The organism is Pseudomonas sp. Choline-02u-1, assembly GCF_002836515.1.
Lineage (GTDB): Bacteria > Pseudomonadota > Gammaproteobacteria > Pseudomonadales > Pseudomonadaceae > Aquipseudomonas.
Genome location: NZ_PJBC01000066.1, coordinates 261,297 through 278,215, shown reverse-complemented (window position 1 = coordinate 278,215; position 16,919 = coordinate 261,297). Strand labels below are relative to the sequence as shown.

The 16,919-nt window shown below is 59.2% G+C and carries 16 protein-coding genes; 13 read left to right on the top strand and 3 right to left on the bottom strand.

All coding sequences use genetic code 11. From position 1 onward, the window contains the following. Positions 1 to 16: 16 nt before the first annotated feature. Both CXF97_RS25975 and ybaK read right to left on the bottom strand, forming a co-directional pair. On the bottom strand, positions 17 to 799 hold the full coding sequence (locus CXF97_RS25975; RefSeq protein ID WP_101162141.1) for a PhzF family phenazine biosynthesis protein: 783 nt from the start codon (positions 797 to 799) through the stop codon (positions 17 to 19). Between the two features lie 99 nt (positions 800 to 898). Then, complete coding sequence (ybaK, locus tag CXF97_RS25970; RefSeq protein ID WP_101162139.1) at positions 899 to 1,369, bottom strand: Cys-tRNA(Pro) deacylase; 471 nt, start codon at positions 1,367 to 1,369, stop codon at positions 899 to 901. Between the two features lie 351 nt (positions 1,370 to 1,720). Here ybaK and CXF97_RS25965 point away from each other — a divergent pair, with 351 nt between their 5' ends. From CXF97_RS25965 to glpD, 4 genes are all read left to right on the top strand, one after another. Beyond that, positions 1,721 to 2,572, top strand: coding sequence for an MIP/aquaporin family protein (locus CXF97_RS25965; RefSeq protein WP_101162137.1), 852 nt, complete (start codon positions 1,721 to 1,723; stop codon positions 2,570 to 2,572). Positions 2,573 to 2,649: 77 nt separating this feature from the next. After that, positions 2,650 to 4,152, top strand: coding sequence for a glycerol kinase GlpK (glpK, locus tag CXF97_RS25960; protein WP_101162135.1), 1,503 nt, complete (start codon positions 2,650 to 2,652; stop codon positions 4,150 to 4,152). 95 nt (positions 4,153 to 4,247) lie between these two features. After that, entirely contained in the window at positions 4,248 to 5,003 is a 756-nt protein-coding gene (locus tag CXF97_RS25955) for a DeoR/GlpR family transcriptional regulator (RefSeq protein WP_101162134.1), read from the top strand. A 250-nt stretch (positions 5,004 to 5,253) separates the two neighbouring features. After that, the gene (gene glpD / locus CXF97_RS25950; protein ID WP_101162132.1) at positions 5,254 to 6,789 is read left to right on the top strand and encodes a glycerol-3-phosphate dehydrogenase; all 1,536 of its coding nucleotides are present in this window, start codon (positions 5,254 to 5,256) and stop codon (positions 6,787 to 6,789) included. Between the two features lie 86 nt (positions 6,790 to 6,875). Here the strand turns inward: glpD and CXF97_RS25945 are convergent, their stop codons facing one another. Then, a complete protein-coding gene (locus CXF97_RS25945; RefSeq protein WP_101162267.1) occupies positions 6,876 to 7,763 on the bottom strand; it encodes a LysR family transcriptional regulator in 888 nt (295 codons plus the stop codon). A 105-nt stretch (positions 7,764 to 7,868) separates the two neighbouring features. Here CXF97_RS25945 and CXF97_RS25940 point away from each other — a divergent pair, with 105 nt between their 5' ends. The 9 genes from CXF97_RS25940 (at position 7,869) to CXF97_RS25895 (ending at position 16,888) form a co-directional block, all read left to right on the top strand. Next, positions 7,869 to 9,221: an MFS transporter gene (locus CXF97_RS25940; RefSeq protein ID WP_101162131.1), complete on the top strand. Its 1,353-nt coding sequence runs from the start codon at positions 7,869 to 7,871 to the stop codon at positions 9,219 to 9,221. Next, a complete protein-coding gene (locus tag CXF97_RS25935) occupies positions 9,218 to 9,640 on the top strand; it encodes a DUF4440 domain-containing protein (RefSeq protein ID WP_101162129.1) in 423 nt (140 codons plus the stop codon). Before CXF97_RS25940 ends, CXF97_RS25935 begins: the two co-directional genes overlap by 4 nt. Before the next feature lie 261 nt (positions 9,641 to 9,901). Then, a complete protein-coding gene (locus tag CXF97_RS25930) occupies positions 9,902 to 10,816 on the top strand; it encodes a glutamate/aspartate ABC transporter substrate-binding protein (RefSeq protein ID WP_101162128.1) in 915 nt (304 codons plus the stop codon). Positions 10,817 to 11,015: 199 nt separating this feature from the next. Beyond that, positions 11,016 to 11,762 carry an amino acid ABC transporter permease gene (locus CXF97_RS25925; protein ID WP_016773392.1) on the top strand — a complete coding sequence of 249 codons (747 nt, stop codon included), beginning with the start codon at positions 11,016 to 11,018 and terminating at the stop codon, positions 11,760 to 11,762. Then, on the top strand, positions 11,762 to 12,433 hold the full coding sequence (locus CXF97_RS25920) for an amino acid ABC transporter permease (protein ID WP_016773391.1): 672 nt from the start codon (positions 11,762 to 11,764) through the stop codon (positions 12,431 to 12,433). The genes CXF97_RS25925 and CXF97_RS25920 overlap by 1 nt, the downstream gene beginning before the upstream one ends. Continuing rightward, positions 12,430 to 13,164, top strand: a complete 735-nt coding sequence (locus CXF97_RS25915; RefSeq protein ID WP_016773390.1) for an amino acid ABC transporter ATP-binding protein — start codon at positions 12,430 to 12,432, stop codon at positions 13,162 to 13,164. The genes CXF97_RS25920 and CXF97_RS25915 overlap by 4 nt, the downstream gene beginning before the upstream one ends. A gap of 162 nt (positions 13,165 to 13,326) precedes the next feature. Beyond that, positions 13,327 to 15,228: an ATP-binding protein gene (locus tag CXF97_RS25905; protein ID WP_101162124.1), complete on the top strand. Its 1,902-nt coding sequence runs from the start codon at positions 13,327 to 13,329 to the stop codon at positions 15,226 to 15,228. Positions 15,229 to 15,272: 44 nt separating this feature from the next. Further along, positions 15,273 to 16,550 carry a sigma-54-dependent transcriptional regulator gene (locus tag CXF97_RS25900; RefSeq protein WP_371918398.1) on the top strand — a complete coding sequence of 426 codons (1,278 nt, stop codon included), beginning with the start codon at positions 15,273 to 15,275 and terminating at the stop codon, positions 16,548 to 16,550. 8 nt (positions 16,551 to 16,558) lie between these two features. Then, positions 16,559 to 16,888, top strand: a complete 330-nt coding sequence (locus tag CXF97_RS25895; RefSeq protein ID WP_172828174.1) for a GlpM family protein — start codon at positions 16,559 to 16,561, stop codon at positions 16,886 to 16,888. Positions 16,889 to 16,919 lie beyond the last annotated feature (31 nt).

Here is a 16,919-nt window from a genome sequence, read left to right as displayed (position 1 = left end):
ACAGGGAAAATTGCGATCAGCTCAGATGAAGGGTGCCGCTGGCCACCAGCGTCGCATTGCCACCAATCTTCACCCGCTCACCTTCCAGCCGACAGAACAACTCGCCGCCCCGCGCCGAGCGCTGGGAGGCGGTCAGGTTCGCCTTGCCCAAACGCTTGGCCCAGTACGGAATCAGGCTGCAGTGAGTCGAACCGGTCACCGGATCTTCGTCGATGCCGATCGCCGGGGCAAAATAGCGCGAGACGAAGTCGTGCTGGTTGCCATGTGCGGTGACGATAGCGCCCAGCCACGGCAGTTTCGCCAGTGCGGCCATGTCCGGCTTGCAGTCGAGCACAGCCTGCTCTGACTCCAGCACTACAAACAGCTCGTTAGAGCCGAGCACATCGACCGCCTCAACGCCGAGCGCCCGCTCGACATCCAGCGTCACACCGATTTCCGACGGCACGATGGTCGGGAAATCCAGCCACAGCCGGTCGCCTTCCCGGCTGACACTCAGCGGGCCGGACTTGCAAGTGAAATCGATGCGCTCGGCGCTTTCCTTATAAATGTCGAATAGCACAAATGCGCTGGCCAAGGTCGCATGCCCGCACAGCGGCACTTCGGTGGTCGGCGTGAACCAGCGGATATGCCAGGCCTGGCCTTCGCGGACCAGAAACGCGGTCTCTGCCAAGTTGTGTTCGGCGGCGATCTTCTGCATCAAGTCGTCGGCCAGCCAGCTGTCGAGCCGATAGACCATTGCCGGGTTGCCACTGAACGGCCGATCACTGAACGCGTCGACCTGATGAAACGCAAGCTGCATGATGTTCTCCCTGAATTGGTCGACCGAGCATGCAATGGCGGCCCGGATCAGTGCCAGTGACAGAACCTGATTTTTTTCTTGATACAGCCGATTCTGTAACTAAGCACGGCCGATGTCGGCGAACTTCGCCTGGGTATGCTCGGCCAATACTGCTGGCGCCAATTCCACTTCCAGCCCTCGCCGTCCGGCACTCACATAGATAGTCGCAAAACCCTGAGCGGAATTATCGATGAAGGTGCGCAGCCGTTTCTTCTGCCCGAGCGGGCTGATACCGCCCAACAGATAACCGGTTGAGCGTTGCGCGGCAGCCGGGTCGGCCATTTCGGCTTTCTTCACTCCGGCGGCATGCGCCAGGCCTTTGAGGTCGAGCGATCCGACGACCGGCACCACAGCTACCAGCAGTTCGCCTTTTTCACTGGCGGCCAGCAGGGTTTTGAACACCTGCGCCGGTGCGAGCCCGAGCTTCTCAGCTGCCTCCAGCCCATAGGATGCGGCCTTGGGATCATGTTCGTAACTGTGCACGCGATGTTCGGCACGAACTTTTTTCAACAAGTCCAACGCTGGGGTCATGGCAGCTCCGGGTTCGGCAATCACAGATAAAACCAACGGCCGATTCTAGGTCATCGCAGGCCAAAAGGCTCTATTCCAAGCCCCGATTCTCGTGGGCTCGCGCGCTATTCACGCGCACCACTTCACTGATCATTCATCAGGCGAATAGTTTTATTGTGACCGACGGTTCACTTTCGACCTTTGACAGGTTTGTTTCTTGTCTATATTTTTTCGAATCTGAATAATGTAAGAATCATGCTCCGCGCAATACCCAGCAGTAACCCGGGAACCGAATGGGAATTGCGACCCGGTGAAGATCGCGCCTCGCTCCGTTGGCATGGCGCTACACAAGAAAAAGAACCGAGGTTTTCAATGACAGCTGCTCTACCGCAACCTTCGCTTTCCGGCCAATGCATGGCCGAGTTTCTCGGCACCGCTCTTCTTATCTTCTTTGGCACCGGATGTGTCGCCGCGCTCAAAGTCGCGGGCGCCAGCTTCGGCCTGTGGGAAATCAGCATCATCTGGGGCGTCGGGGTGAGCATGGCGATCTACCTCACCGCCGGGGTTTCCGGCGCGCATTTGAATCCGGCCGTGAGCATTGCTCTGGCAATCTTCGCTGACTTCGAAAAGCGCAAACTGCCGTTCTACATCCTTTCGCAAATGGCTGGCGCCTTCTGCGGCGCGCTGCTGGTCTACACGCTCTACAGCAATCTTTTCTTCGATTACGAACAAACCCACCAGATGGTGCGTGGTTCGGCCGCTAGCCTGGAACTGGCGTCGGTGTTCTCGACTTACCCGAATCCGGTACTGTCGACGGCTCAGGCTTTCCTGGTAGAGATGATCATCACCGCGATTTTGATGGGCGTAATCATGGCCCTGACCGATGACAACAACGGCCTGCCACGCGGCCCGATGGCGCCGCTGCTGATAGGTTTGCTGATCGCCGTGATCGGCAGTGCGATGGGCCCGCTGACCGGTTTTGCGATGAACCCTGCGCGTGACTTCGGTCCGAAACTGATGACTTTCTTTACCGGTTGGGGTGAAATTTCCTTCACTGGCGGCCGAGATATTCCGTATTTCCTGATTCCGATTTTTGCACCGATTGTCGGTGCCTGCCTCGGCGCTGCCGGGTATCGCGGGCTGATTGCCCGTCACCTGACTGGCGCCACACCTGCTACAAAGGATGCAGAACCGGCCATTGACGGCAAACCAAGAACTTCTTGAAACAGTCGGCGCCGGCTCCTGCCCATCCGAGCCGGCGCCACGGCCCACTCTCGTTTTTTTCGTCCAAGGCAATCGACATGACCGACATTGAGAACAAGAACTACATCATTGCCCTTGATCAGGGTACGACCAGCTCCCGCGCGATCATTTTCGACCGCGACGCGAACGTGGTCTGCACCGCGCAGCGCGAATTTGTTCAGCACTATCCGCAGGCCGGTTGGGTCGAGCATGACCCGATGGAAATTTTCGCCACCCAGAGCGCGGTGATGGTTGAAGCGCTGGCCCAGGCCGGCCTGCATCATGACCAGGTCGCCGCGATCGGTATCACCAACCAGCGCGAAACCACCGTGGTCTGGGACAAGACCACCGGCCGCCCGGTCTATAACGCGATTGTCTGGCAGTGCCGTCGCAGCACCGAGATCTGCCAGCAGCTCAAGCGCGATGGTCATGAAGACTACATCCGCGACACCACCGGCTTGGTCACCGACCCGTACTTCTCCGGCACCAAACTGAAGTGGATCCTCGACAACGTCGAAGGCAGCCGCGAGCGTGCGCGCAACGGCGAACTGCTGTTCGGCACCGTCGATAGCTGGCTGATCTGGAAATTCACCGGCGGCAAGGTGCACGTCACCGACTACACCAACGCCTCGCGCACCATGCTCTTCAACATTCACTCGCTGGAGTGGGATTCGAAGATGCTGGAGATCCTCGACATCCCCCGCGAGATGCTCCCGGAGGTCAAAGCCTCCTCGGAAATCTATGGTCGCACCAAGAGCGGCATCGCCATCGGCGGTATCGCCGGCGACCAGCAGGCAGCACTGTTCGGCCAGATGTGCGTGGAGCCGGGCCAAGCGAAAAACACCTACGGCACCGGTTGCTTCCTGCTGATGAACACCGGCGACAAAGCGGTGAAATCCCAGCACGGCATGCTCACCACCATCGCCTGCGGCCCACGCGGCGAAGTGGCTTATGCTCTGGAAGGCGCCGTGTTCAACGGCGGTTCGACCGTGCAATGGCTGCGCGATGAACTGAAAATCGTCAACGACGCCCACGACACCGAGTACTTTGCCAACAAGGTCAAGGACAGCAACGGCGTGTATCTGGTGCCGGCGTTTACCGGTCTCGGCGCACCGTACTGGGACCCGTATGCCCGTGGCGCACTGTTCGGCCTGACCCGTGGCGTACGTGTGGATCACATCATCCGCGCCGCACTGGAATCGATTGCCTACCAGACCCGCGACGTGCTCGACGCCATGCAACAGGACTCCGGCGAACGCCTCAAGGCCCTGCGCGTGGACGGCGGTGCGGTGGCGAACAACTTCCTCATGCAGTTCCAGGCCGACATCCTCGGCACTCAGGTCGAGCGCCCGCAAATGCGTGAAACCACTGCCCTCGGCGCGGCTTATCTGGCCGGCCTGGCCTGCGGTTTCTGGGGCAGCCTGGAAGAACTGCGTGGCAAAGCGGTAATCGAGCGCGAATTCGAACCAAGCCTGGAAGAAGCCGCGAAAGAGAAACTGTACAAAGGCTGGAAAAAAGCTGTCAGCCGCACCCGTGACTGGGCGCGTGAGGACGCTGAGTAAGCCAGGCTGAAGACTGACTAAAGCTGGAAACTGGTCGGGAGGAGATTCCTGCGGCATCATGGGCAAATTTTGCTTGGCAGCCCAAAGGAAGCCCCATGAATCTGCCTCCCCGTCAGCAGCAAATCCTCGAGCTGGTCCGCGAACGCGGCTATGTGAGCATCGAGGAAATGGCCACGCTGTTCGTTGTCACTCCGCAAACCATTCGCCGCGACATCAATCAGCTCGCGGAAGCCAATCTGCTGCGGCGCTATCACGGTGGCGCCGCTTACGATTCCAGCGTTGAAAACACCGCCTATGCGATGCGCGCCGATCAGATGCGCGACGAAAAGCAACGCATCGGCGAAGCCATCGCCGCGCAGATCCCCGATCACGCCTCGCTGTTCATCAACATCGGTACCACCACCGAATCGATTGCCCGCGCCCTGCTCAATCACAGCCACCTGAAAATCATCACCAACAACCTGCACGTGGCTTCGATGCTCAGTGCCAAGGATGATTTCGACGTGCTGCTGACCGGCGGTAACGTACGGCGGGACGGCGGCGTGGTCGGTCAGGCGAGCGTGGATTTCATCAATCAGTTCAAGGTCGATTTCGCTTTGGTCGGGATCAGCGGCATTGACGAGGACGGCAGCCTGCTCGACTTCGACTATCAGGAAGTGCGCGTGAGCCAGGCCATTATTGCCAACGCGCGCCAAGTCATTCTGGCGGCAGACTCGAGCAAGTTCGGGCGTAACGCGATGATACGGCTGGGGCCGATCAGCCTGATTGATTGCCTGGTCACCGATCAGCAGCCGGTGCCGGCGCTGGCGCAGTTGTTGAACCAGCACAAGATTCGTCTGGAAGTCGTTTAACACTGCCAAACATCAAAAGATCGCAGCCTTCGGCAGCTCCTACATTTGGAATGCATTTCCCCCTGTAGGAGCTGCCGAAGGCTGCGATCTTTTACTTTTAATGTTCGATAATTTTCCTTTCTCTGTCCTTCGATGAGTTTTTTCAATCGAGCGCGACTGGCTGTGCACGTCTTTATGGGCTACCATTTTCGCAAATGAACATTAATGTTCGATTTCCAAGACATAAAACCAAAAGAACCGAGGCCAGCCGATGTCCACCTCTACCTTGCGTACGCCCCCACTTTCCGAGATCTATGACGTTGCCGTGATTGGCGGCGGGATCAATGGCGTGGGGATCGCAGCGGATGCCGCCGGTCGCGGTCTTTCGGTGTTCCTTTGCGAAAAAGATGACTTGGCCAGCCACACCTCGTCGGCCAGCAGCAAGCTGATCCACGGTGGCTTGCGCTATCTGGAACATTACGAATTCCGTCTGGTGCGTGAAGCACTGGCCGAGCGCGAAGTGCTGCTGGCCAAGGCGCCGCATATCGTCAAACCGATGCGTTTCGTGCTGCCGCACCGCCCGCACCTGCGTCCGGCGTGGATGATTCGTGCCGGCCTGTTCCTTTACGACAATCTCGGCAAACGTGAAAAGCTCCCAGGTTCCAGGAGCCTGAAGTTCGGTGCCGACAGCGCGCTGAAAAGCGAAATCAAAAAAGGTTTCGAGTACTCCGACTGCTGGGTCGATGATGCCCGCCTCGTCGTCCTGAACGCCATGGCCGCCCGCGAAAAAGGTGCCCACGTGCACACCCAGACCCGCTGCGTCAGCGCCCGCCGCAGCAAAGGTTTGTGGCACCTGCATCTGGAGCGCGCCGACGGCAGCCTGTTTTCGATTACCGCCAAAGCACTGGTGAACGCCGCCGGCCCGTGGGTCGCCAAATTCATTCGTGACGACCTGAAGATGGAATCGCCTTATGGCATCCGCCTGATTCAGGGCAGCCACGTCATCGTGCCGAAGCTGTACGAAGGCGAGCACGCGCACATTCTGCAGAATGAAGATCAGCGCATCGTTTTCACTATTCCATACCTGAACCATTTCACCCTGATCGGCACCACCGACCGCGAGTACACCGGCGACCCGGCAAAAGTGGCGATCACCGAAGGCGAAACCGATTACCTGCTCAAAGTGGTCAATGCCCACTTCAAGAAGCAGCTCAGCCGCGAGGACATCCTGCACAGCTATTCGGGCGTGCGTCCGCTGTGCAACGACGAATCCGACAACCCGTCGGCAGTGACCCGCGATTACACCCTGGCGCTGTCGGGCAATGCCGAAGAGGCGCCGCTGCTGTCGGTGTTCGGCGGCAAACTGACCACTTACCGCAAGCTCGCCGAGTCGGCGATGGCGCAGTTGATGCCGTTCTTCACCCAGATGCGCCCAAGCTGGACCGCCAAAGCGACTCTGCCCGGCGGCGAAGACATGACCACGCCCGAAGCGCTGAGCGCACGGATTCGCGACAAGTATGATTTCGTCCCGACTGAAATCGCCCGGCGCTGGGCCGTCACTTACGGCAGCCGCACATGGCGCATGCTTGAAGGCGTGGAAACGCTGGCAGACATGGGTGAGCACATCGGCGGCGGGCTCTACACCCGCGAAGTCGACTACCTGTGCAGCGAAGAGTGGGCCACTACGGCGCATGACATTTTGTGGCGCCGCACCAAACTCGGCTTGTTCACGACTGCCGACGAGCAGCAAAAGCTGGCGACGTATCTGGGCAAGGTGGAGCAAAACCGCAAGATCGAGGCGGCTTGATATTCGCCCCATCGCTCAAACGAAAGCCCCTGAATCGCGAGATTCAGGGGCTTTTTGCTATGCCCGCAAGGTCCGGCTCCACTCCCTCACTGCCCTGAATGCGCCAAAAGAAAATCGATAAACACCCGCGACTTGTGCGGCAGGTGCGGCGTATCCGCAAATACCAGGCTGATCGGCTGTGAGGGCAGCGAGTATTCCGGCAACACACGTACCAGATGCCCACAGGCCATATCGTCTTCAACCATCCACGCCGGCAGCACCGACACGCCCAGGGACGACAAGGTCATCGAACGAATCGCCGTTGAAGAATTCGACTGAAAATGAGGCGTGCCACTGATCTCGACCGTCTCCCCCACGCCACCGCGCAAAACCCACTGCGTCGGCGCCGGCAAATTGCTGTTGGCAATCCAAGGCACGATGTTGAGATCCTGCGGTGTCTTTACCGGGTAGCGAACCAGAAACTTTTCAGTCGCCACCAGCACAATTTCATAGTCCGCCAGTTTCCGGCTTTTGAAAGATGAGTCCGCCAGGTTGCCCAGGCGAACCACCAGATCGAGCCGGTCGGCCAGCAGATCATTGAGCGAAGAGTTGAAGTCGTAGCACAGGCGGATATCGGGATAGCGCTCGGCGAACAGCGGAATCAGCGGCAGGATGAATCGCTCGCCGTATTCACTGGTGGAACTGATCCGCAGCGTTCCCGAGACGCGGTTTGTGCCGTGCAATACCCTGTCAAACGCTGTGTCGATATCGGCAACGATGGTCTTGAATTCGTTGTAAAAGCTTTGCCCGGCCTCGGTCAGCGACACAGCACGACTGTTGCGCAGCAACAGGCTGGTCGACAACGCTGCCTCCAGGGCCTTGATATGCAGGCTGACCATGGCGCGGCTGAGATTCAGATGGCTGGCAGCCTTGGTAAATGAACCCAATTCGGCAATCGCCAGAAATGTCTGCACCCGGTTCAAGTGCGTGTGCAGAGCGCCCTGGGTCACGGTTCAATCCCTTCAAACATTGTGTTCAGCTCCATTGCATCGACGGCCGGAGTCTATCGCCCCTAAGCTCGACGACAAAGGGGAAACACCATGAGTTACCGCTATAAAGTCGCGTCGATTTTCCTGCTCGGCTTCTTTATCGATTGCATCAACATCTTCATGTCGGCGGTGGCACTGCCCAGTCTGTCAGCCAGCTTGCAGGTCAGCAGCGCTTCGGTGGCGTGGGTCGCCAACGCGTACATTCTCGGACTGACGTTGATCATTGCGCTGAGCACCTGGCTGGCTGCGCGTTTTGGCAGTCGTGAAATCCTCACCGCTTCAATGCTGGTATTCAGTGGCGCGGTGTGGCTGTGCGGCCACGCCGACAGCTTCCATGAACTGGTGATCTGGCGCTTCGTCCAGGGCATCGGCGGCGGCTTGTTGATTCCGGTCGGACAGGCGCTGACGTTCAATCTTTTTCAGGGCGAACAAAGAGCGAAAATATCCACGCTGATCATGGCCGTTGCCCTGATTGCCCCGGCGATTTCACCCACCGTGGGCGGCCTCATTGTCGACATCAGCTCCTGGCGCTGGGTGTTCTACAGCACCATCCCGTTTTCGCTGCTTGCCGCTGGCCTGTCCTGGTGGTGGATCAGGGAAAGCACACCCGCCGAACGCCAGCGCCCGGACATCAAAGGCCTGTTGCTGGTCAGCGCGACGCTCGCCAGTCTGCTGATGGGGATGTCGCTGTACGGCAGCGATTACCCGCCGCTCGCAGCGCTGGGTTTTGTCATCGCGGGGCTGATATTCATCGCGCTGTATCTGCTGCATTACCGCCGCTGCAACAACCCGATCATCGACTTGAGCCTGCTCAGCAGCAGAAAACTCAGCACCTCGATCTTCATCTACTACGCGATTCCGGGGGTGTTCACCGGGGTCAATCTGATGAACATTTTCTTTTTGCAGAACACCCTGCACTTCAGCGCCCGGCTGACCGGAATGTTCATGATCCTCTACGCCATCGGTGCGTTCGTCGCGATGACCGTTTGCGGCCGATTCTACAACCGGATCGGCGCCGGACACCTGTTCACCCTCGGCATGCTGTTGCACAGCGCCGGCATCGCCGCCCTGGTGCTGGTCAATGCGCCAACGGATTTTTGGCTCATCATGATCGCCTACAGCCTGATGGGCATCGGCGGCGGCATCGGTGCCAATACCGCGCAGACCACCTCACTGATGGACTTCGCCGGCGGCGATACGCACAAGGCCAGTGTCATCTGGAACATCAACCGGCAGATGTCTTTCAGCCTCGGCGCCGCGCTGTTTCTGATGATCTTCAACGTGCTGCTCCAACCGCTTGGCACCACGCCGGCCTATCACGCCACCTTCGCGATTGCAGCACTGGTCGGGCTGCTGCCGTTGCTGCAGATCAAACAACTGAACCGCGCCAAGGTATGCCCATGACAAACGCTCTGATCGAACAAGCCGAACACAGCATTCACCACGTCCACGAGCTGATCCTTCGGGTATTCACTGATGCCGACGGCATCGGAGCTGCGAGCCTCGAGCCGCTGATGAAAGTATTTGCCGAAGATTTCAGCATGATAGGTATATCGGCGATCCCGCTGAACCGCGCCGAAGTAGAACAACTGTTCAGGGGGGCCGTGGGCGCCAGAGCGGGACTCGATATCGCGATCAGCGATGTGCACACGGTATGGCAACAGGCCGGCCTGCTGGCTGTGAGTTACGTCGAAACCCACCGTTTGAACGGCGCTGAACACTCGCGGCTCGCCGTGGCGATCCTCAGAGGGCAGCCAGATGGAGTGGAGTGGGTGTATTTGCATGAAACGCCACTAAGCCGGGAAATCCGAGAGCGCGCCTGACTACGTATTCGGTTTTCCGAACGCGACTCTGCAGTCGATTCGGTTAACCGGATCAGTTGCCCGTCAAATGGCCGCCACAAAACTTTAATACCTTTATAAAACAAGACGTTAACCAATGATGCCTGCTCTGGCACGACTCATGCTCTACACTCTCTCGACGAATGCCTGCCGTGCCAACACTTCAGGAGCCGTCAGGCATTCGAAGCACAAAAAGGGCCGACAAACTGGCTCCATAAAAAAAACAATGTCGAGGAAAATTTGATGCGCATCGTTCCCCATATCCTGGGCGCAGCCATTGCTGCCGCTCTGATCAGCACGCCAGTTTTCGCCGCCGAACTCACCGGCACCCTGAAGAAGATCAAAGAGTCCGGTGTCATCACCCTGGGCCACCGTGACGCCTCCATTCCGTTCTCCTACATCGCTGATGCGTCCGGCAAGCCGGTCGGCTACTCGCACGATATCCAGCTGGCCATCGTCGAAGCGATCAAGAAAGACCTCGACCTGCCGAACCTGCAAGTCAAATACAACCTCGTCACCTCGCAAACCCGTATTCCACTGGTGCAGAACGGCACCGTGGACGTCGAGTGCGGTTCGACCACCAACAACGTCGAGCGTCAGCAGCAGGTCGACTTCTCCGTCGGCATCTTCGAAATCGGTACCCGTCTTCTGTCCAAGAAAGACTCCAAGTACAAGGATTTCGACGATCTCAAAGGCAAGAACGTTGTCACCACCGCCGGCACCACCTCCGAGCGCATTCTCAAGGCGATGAACGCCGACAAGCAGATGGGCATGAACGTCATCTCCGCCAAAGACCACGGCGAGTCCTTCCAGATGCTGGAGTCGGGCCGTGCCGTTGCGTTCATGATGGACGACGCGCTGCTGGCCGGCGAAGCCGCCAAGGCCAAGAAAGCCGCCGATTGGGAAGTGACCGGCACGCCACAGTCGTACGAAATCTACGGCTGCATGATGCGCAAAGGCGACGAGCCGTTCAAAAAGGCTGTGGATGACGCGATCAAGGCCACCTACGCTTCGGGCGCAATCAACAAGATCTACGAGAAGTGGTTCATGCAGCCAATTCCGCCAAAAGGCCTGAACCTGAACTTCCCGATGAGCGACGAGCTCAAGAACCTGATCGCCAATCCGACCGACAAAGCGGCTGACGACAAGAAGTCCTGATTTCTGACTAACCTTATTCCCTGAAGAGGCACCTGCCTTTTCAGGGGATGGTCACTCCCTGCTGGCATTTTTCTGGAAACACTCGAACCGGTGGCTGTCGAGCCGATCGCGTGTGCCCGGTCTTTGAAAAAAGACTGGGGAGGGAACGGAGTTCCCCAAGCGGGCACTTGTACATCGATCGAATCGAGGGGAGACCCTAATGAATTACAACTGGGACTGGGGCGTGTTCTTCAAGTCCACCGGTGTGGGCAGCGAGACCTATCTCGACTGGTTCATCTCCGGTCTGGGCTGGACCATTGCCATCGCCATCGTGGCGTGGATCATCGCCCTGCTGCTCGGCTCGCTGCTGGGCATCATGCGCACCGTGCCGAACCGCATCGTATCGGGCATCGCGACCTGCTACGTCGAGCTGTTCCGTAACGTGCCGCTGCTGGTGCAGCTGTTCATCTGGTACTTCCTGGTGCCCGATCTGCTGCCGCCGGATCTGCAGGAGTGGTACAAGCAGGACCTCAACCCGACTACTTCGGCCTACCTGAGCGTTGTCGTCTGCCTGGGTCTGTTCACCGCCGCCCGTGTCTGCGAGCAAGTGCGCACCGGTATCCAGGCGTTGCCTCGTGGCCAGGAATCCGCCGCCCGCGCGATGGGTTTCAAACTGCCGCAGATCTACTGGAACGTGCTGCTGCCCCAGGCCTACCGCATCATCATTCCGCCGCTCACCTCCGAATTTCTCAACGTGTTCAAGAACTCCTCCGTGGCGTCCCTGATCGGTTTGATGGAATTGCTGGCGCAGACCAAACAGACCGCCGAGTTTTCGGCCAACCTGTTCGAAGCGTTCACCCTGGCAACCCTGATCTATTTCACCCTCAACATGAGCCTGATGCTGCTGATGCGCCTGGTCGAGAAGAAAGTCGCGGTGCCCGGCCTGATCTCCGTGGGGGGTAAATAATGGAATTCGATTTCAGTGGCATCGTCCCGGCCATTCCCGGTTTGTGGAACGGCATGGTCATGACCCTCAAGCTGATGGCCATGGGCGTGATCGGCGGGATGATCCTCGGCACGATCCTCGCGCTGTGCCGTCTGTCTCATAACAAACTGCTGTCGAGCATTGCTGGCGCCTACGTCAATTACTTCCGCTCGATTCCACTGCTGCTGGTGATCACCTGGTTCTACCTGGCGGTGCCGTTCGTGCTGCGCTGGATCACTGGCGAAGACACACCGATCGGTGCGTTCACCTCGTGCGTCGTGGCGTTCATGATGTTCGAAGCGGCGTACTTCTGCGAAATCGTCCGTGCCGGTGTGCAGTCGATTTCCAAGGGCCAGATGGGTGCCGCGCAAGCACTGGGCATGAACTACGGGCAGATGATGCGCCTGATCATCCTGCCGCAGGCGTTCCGCAAGATGACCCCGCTGCTGCTGCAGCAGAGCATCATCCTGTTCCAGGACACCTCGCTGGTTTACACCGTGGGCCTGGTTGACTTCCTCAACGCCTCACGCGCCAGCGGCGACATCATCGGTCGCTCCAATGAGTTCCTGATTTTCGCCGGTCTCGTGTACTTCATCATCAGCTTCGCCGCCTCGCGGCTGGTCAAGCGTCTGCAGAAAAGGTTCGCCGTATGATCTCTATCAAAAACATCAACAAGTGGTATGGGGACTTCCAGGTGCTGACTGATTGCAGCACCGAGGTGAAGAAAGGCGAAGTGATCGTGGTCTGCGGCCCGTCCGGTTCCGGCAAGTCGACGCTGATCAAGTGCGTCAACGCCCTGGAACCGTTCCAGAAGGGTGACGTGGTCGTAGACGGCACCTCGATCGCCGACCCGAAAACCAATCTGCCGAAACTGCGCTCGCGCGTCGGCATGGTGTTCCAGCACTTCGAACTGTTCCCGCACCTGACCATCACCGAAAACCTGACCATCGCGCAGATCAAGGTGCTCGGCCGCAGCAAGGAAGAGGCGACCAAAAAAGGTCTGCAACTGCTGGAGCGCGTGGGTTTGTCGGCGCACGCCCACAAGCATCCGGGGCAACTGTCCGGTGGCCAGCAACAACGTGTGGCGATTGCCCGTGCGCTGGCGATGGACCCGATCGTCATGCTGTTCGACGAACCGACCTCGGCGCTTGACCCGGAAATGGTCAACGAAGTGCTCGACGTCATGGTGCAACTGGCCCACGAAGGCATGACCATGATGTGCGTGACCCACGAAATGGGCTTCGCCCGCAAAGTCGCCGACCGGGTGATCTTCATGGATCAGGGCAAGATCATCGAAGACTGCCCGAAAGAGGAATTCTTCGGCGACATCAGCGCTCGCTCCGAACGCGCGCAGCACTTCCTCGAGAAAATCCTGCAGCACTAAGGCAAAGCGCCGCTCCCCACGGTGGGAGCGGCTTGCTCGCGAAGAGGCCGGCACTTTCAACATCATCATTGACTGATCCACCGCTTTCGCGAGCAAGCCCGCTCCCACACTGGATCAACGCTGATCCCGAGATTGTGTTGTGGTTGACCCAAGGCATCTGTGATGAAATGCGACTCCACTCTTTATCGCGCAGCGCCGCCATCACTTGCCGTGAAGCCCCGTCTGATCCGTCATCTGTTCCTGCCGCCGCTGATCATCGCCCTGATGGTCGGACTGGGTTTCATCGGCTTCTGGACCAGTGAGCATTTCGGCATCCGCAGCCTCGGCGAAAATGGCCAGCGTCAGTTGGAACTGCACGCCCGCGCGGTGGAAAGTGAAATCAGCAAATACACCTACCTGCCCAGCTTGCTGGAACTCGAAACCAGTGTTCCGCAGTTGCTGGCCGAGCCGACCCCGGAACACCGACAGACGGTCAACGATTACCTCGAAGGCCTGAACCGCCGCAGCCGCAGTCGGGCCATCTACGTCATGGACACCACCGGCCGCGTCATGGCCACCAGCAACTGGCGCGATGTCGACAGTTATCTGGGTGAAGACCTGTCCTTTCGCGCCTATTTCAAGGATGCCGTGCGCGGTCAGCCCGGGCGTTTCTACGGCATTGGCAGCACCAATGGCGAACCCGGTTACTACCTCGCCCACGGCCTCGAAGAGCACGGCAAAATTATCGGCGTCGCGGTGGTCAAAGTGCGTCTGGAAGCCATGGAAGAGCGCTGGCAGCGCGCGCGTCTGGAAGCCTTCGTCAGCGACGAGAATGGCATCATCATTCTGTCCAGCGACCCGGCCAGGCGGCTGAAATCGGTGATTGCGCTCAGCGATGAGGTCAAGGAAAAACTCGCCCGCAGCCTGCAGTACTACTGGTTCCCGCTCAACGAACTGCAACCGTTGGCCCGCGAGACGCTGGCCGAAGGCGTGGAGAAACTGACCTTTCCGGCCAACAGCGAATTGCAGCCCGATGAGGACGACATCAGTTATCTGGCGCAAACCCGATTGCTGAGCGACACACCGTGGAATTTCACCCTGCTCACGCCGCTGCAGGATCTGCGCCGCGAAGCGATCAATCAAGGCATTCTGGTGGCGGTGGCGTTCGCCCTGTTCGCCTTTCTTTTGATCGCCTGGAACGAGCGCCGCAAAGTCCTCGCCACCCGCCTCGCCGCCCGCGAGGCCTTGCAGGAAGCCAACAGCCAACTGGAGCGTCGGATTACCGAACGTACGGCCGATCTGCGCGCCAGCAACGAACGGCTGAAGAGCCAGATCCGCGAGCGCCGCCAGGCCGAAGAGACGTTGCGGCGCGCTCAGGACGAACTGGTGCAGGCCGGCAAACTTGCCGCTATCGGCCAGATGTCGACCAGCATCGCCCATGAATTGAACCAGCCGCTGGCAGCAATGCGCACGCTGTCGGGTAACACCGTGCGCTTTCTCGAGCGCGGCCAGCTCGATGTCGCCAGCACCAATCTCAAGACCATCAACGACCTGATCGACCGCATGGGCCGGATCACCGCCAGCCTGCGTTCGTTTGCCCGACGCGGCGACAACAAGGGCCAGGCCAGTCTCGGCAAAGCCGTCGACGCTGCGTTGCAAGTGCTCGGCGCGCGTCTGGAAAACAACCCGTTGCAGATTCACCGGCAGTTTGCCGATGTGCAGTTGCTGATCGATCAGACCCGCCTCGAACAGATCCTCGTCAACCTCATCGGCAATGCCCTCGACGCCATGCACGCACAAGCGCAGCCGCAATTGTGGCTGGAGGGTGAAGAGTTCAACGGCAAGTATCGTTTGCGGGTGCGCGACAATGGCCACGGCATCGACGCCGAAGCGCGCAAGCATCTGTTCGAACCGTTCTTCACCACCAAACCCGGCGAACAAGGCCTGGGACTGGGTCTGACCCTGTCCGCGAGCCTCGCCGCCGCCACCGGCGGGCATCTGGGTGTCGAACACCCGGCGAGCGGTGGCACCACTTTCGTCCTCAGTTTACCGTTGGTAAGCCCTCTTTCTGCCGAGCCAATATGAACCCCGAACTCAGTGTGCTGATTGTCGAAGACGACCCCCATGTGCTGCTCGGCTGCCAACAGGCGCTGACCCTCGAAGATATCCCGTGCATCGGCGTGGGCAGTGCCGAAGAAGCGCTGGAGCAGGTCGGCGACAACTTTGCCGGCATCGTCATCAGCGACATCCGCCTGCCGGGCATCGATGGTCTGGAATTGCTCACCCGTCTCAAGCAACGCGATCGCAGCCTGCCGGTGGTGTTGATCACCGGCCATGGCGATATTTCCATGGCCGTCGGCGCCATGCAGAAAGGCGCCTACGATTTCATGGAAAAGCCGTTTTCGCCGGAACGTCTGGTGGACGTCGCGCGGCGTGCGCTGGAGCAACGCAGGCTCGCCCGCGAAGTGTCCTCGTTGCGTCGGCAATTGGCTGAACGTGACTCCCTGGAAGGCCGGATCATCGGCCGTTCGCCGGCAATGCAGAACCTGCGCGAACTGATCGCCAACGTCGCCGACACCTCGGCCAACGTCTTGATCGAAGGCGAGACCGGCACCGGCAAGGAACTGGTCGCCCGTTGCCTGCACGATTTCAGTCGCCGCCACGGCAAACAATTCGTCGCATTGAACTGCGGCGGTCTGCCGGAAAATCTCTTCGAAAGCGAAATATTCGGCCACGAGGCCAATGCCTTCACGGGAGCTGGCAAACGGCGGATCGGCAAAATCGAGCACGCCGATGGCGGCACGCTGTTCCTCGACGAAGTGGAAAGCATGCCGCTGCCATTGCAGATCAAATTGCTGCGCGTGTTGCAGGAACGCACCCTCGAACGCCTCGGCTCGAACCAGAGCGTGGCGGTGGATTGCCGGGTGATTGCGGCGACCAAATCCGACCTCGACGAAGCGAGCAAGGCCGGGGCATTTCGCAGCGATTTGTACTACCGCCTCAACGTCGTGACCCTCGAATTGCCACCGCTGCGCGAACGCCGCGAAGACATCCTGCAACTGTTCGAACACTTCACCCAGCAATCGGCATTGCGCTTTGATCGTGCATTGCCGGAGCTGGACAACCAGACCCTGTCAAACCTGATGAGCCACGACTGGCCGGGCAATGTGCGCGAACTGCGCAACGTCGCCGAACGCTTCGCCCTCGGCCTGCCGGCCTTCAAGAAATCCGGCGCCAGCGCCAGTCAGGGCCTGACGTTTGCCGAAGCGGTGGAAGCCTTCGAGCGCAATCTGCTGGTCGACGCCTTGCAACGCAGCGGCGGCAACCTGACCCAGGCCAGCCAGGAACTGAGCATGGCCAAGACCACGCTGTTCGACAAAGTCAAAAAGTACGGGTTGAGCCACTGATGGATCTGATTCTGAAAGCCGCTATTGGCGCGGCAGTGGTGCTGATCCTCGCTGCGCTGTCGAAGACCAGAAACTATTACATCGCAGGTCTCGTGCCGCTGTTTCCGACCTTTGCCCTGATTGCGCATTACATCGTCGGCAAGGGCCGCTCGGTCGACGACCTGAAGACCACAATCGTGTTCGGCATGTGGTCGATCATTCCGTACTTTGTGTATCTGGCGACGTTGTACGTGATGGTCGACCGCATGCGGCTGGAAGCGTCGCTGGCCGTGGCGGCGGTAGCGTGGTTGATGGCAGCGACGGTGCTGGTAACGGTTTGGGTGCGGCTGCACAGCTGAGTTGGCTGTTTCAATCACTAACGAGAAGGAG

Coding starts and splice junctions, on each gene's coding strand:
- CXF97_RS25975 (WP_101162141.1), bottom strand. CDS start 799: ATGCAGCTTGCGTTTCATCAGGTCGACGCGTTCAGTGATCGGCCGTTC.
- ybaK (WP_101162139.1), bottom strand. CDS start 1,369: ATGACCCCAGCGTTGGACTTGTTGAAAAAAGTTCGTGCCGAACATCGC.
- CXF97_RS25965 (WP_101162137.1), top strand. CDS start 1,721: ATGACAGCTGCTCTACCGCAACCTTCGCTTTCCGGCCAATGCATGGCC.
- glpK (WP_101162135.1), top strand. CDS start 2,650: ATGACCGACATTGAGAACAAGAACTACATCATTGCCCTTGATCAGGGT.
- CXF97_RS25955 (WP_101162134.1), top strand. CDS start 4,248: ATGAATCTGCCTCCCCGTCAGCAGCAAATCCTCGAGCTGGTCCGCGAA.
- glpD (WP_101162132.1), top strand. CDS start 5,254: ATGTCCACCTCTACCTTGCGTACGCCCCCACTTTCCGAGATCTATGAC.
- CXF97_RS25940 (WP_101162131.1), top strand. CDS start 7,869: ATGAGTTACCGCTATAAAGTCGCGTCGATTTTCCTGCTCGGCTTCTTT.
- CXF97_RS25935 (WP_101162129.1), top strand. CDS start 9,218: ATGACAAACGCTCTGATCGAACAAGCCGAACACAGCATTCACCACGTC.
- CXF97_RS25930 (WP_101162128.1), top strand. CDS start 9,902: ATGCGCATCGTTCCCCATATCCTGGGCGCAGCCATTGCTGCCGCTCTG.
- CXF97_RS25925 (WP_016773392.1), top strand. CDS start 11,016: ATGAATTACAACTGGGACTGGGGCGTGTTCTTCAAGTCCACCGGTGTG.
- CXF97_RS25920 (WP_016773391.1), top strand. CDS start 11,762: ATGGAATTCGATTTCAGTGGCATCGTCCCGGCCATTCCCGGTTTGTGG.
- CXF97_RS25915 (WP_016773390.1), top strand. CDS start 12,430: ATGATCTCTATCAAAAACATCAACAAGTGGTATGGGGACTTCCAGGTG.
- CXF97_RS25905 (WP_101162124.1), top strand. CDS start 13,327: ATGAAATGCGACTCCACTCTTTATCGCGCAGCGCCGCCATCACTTGCC.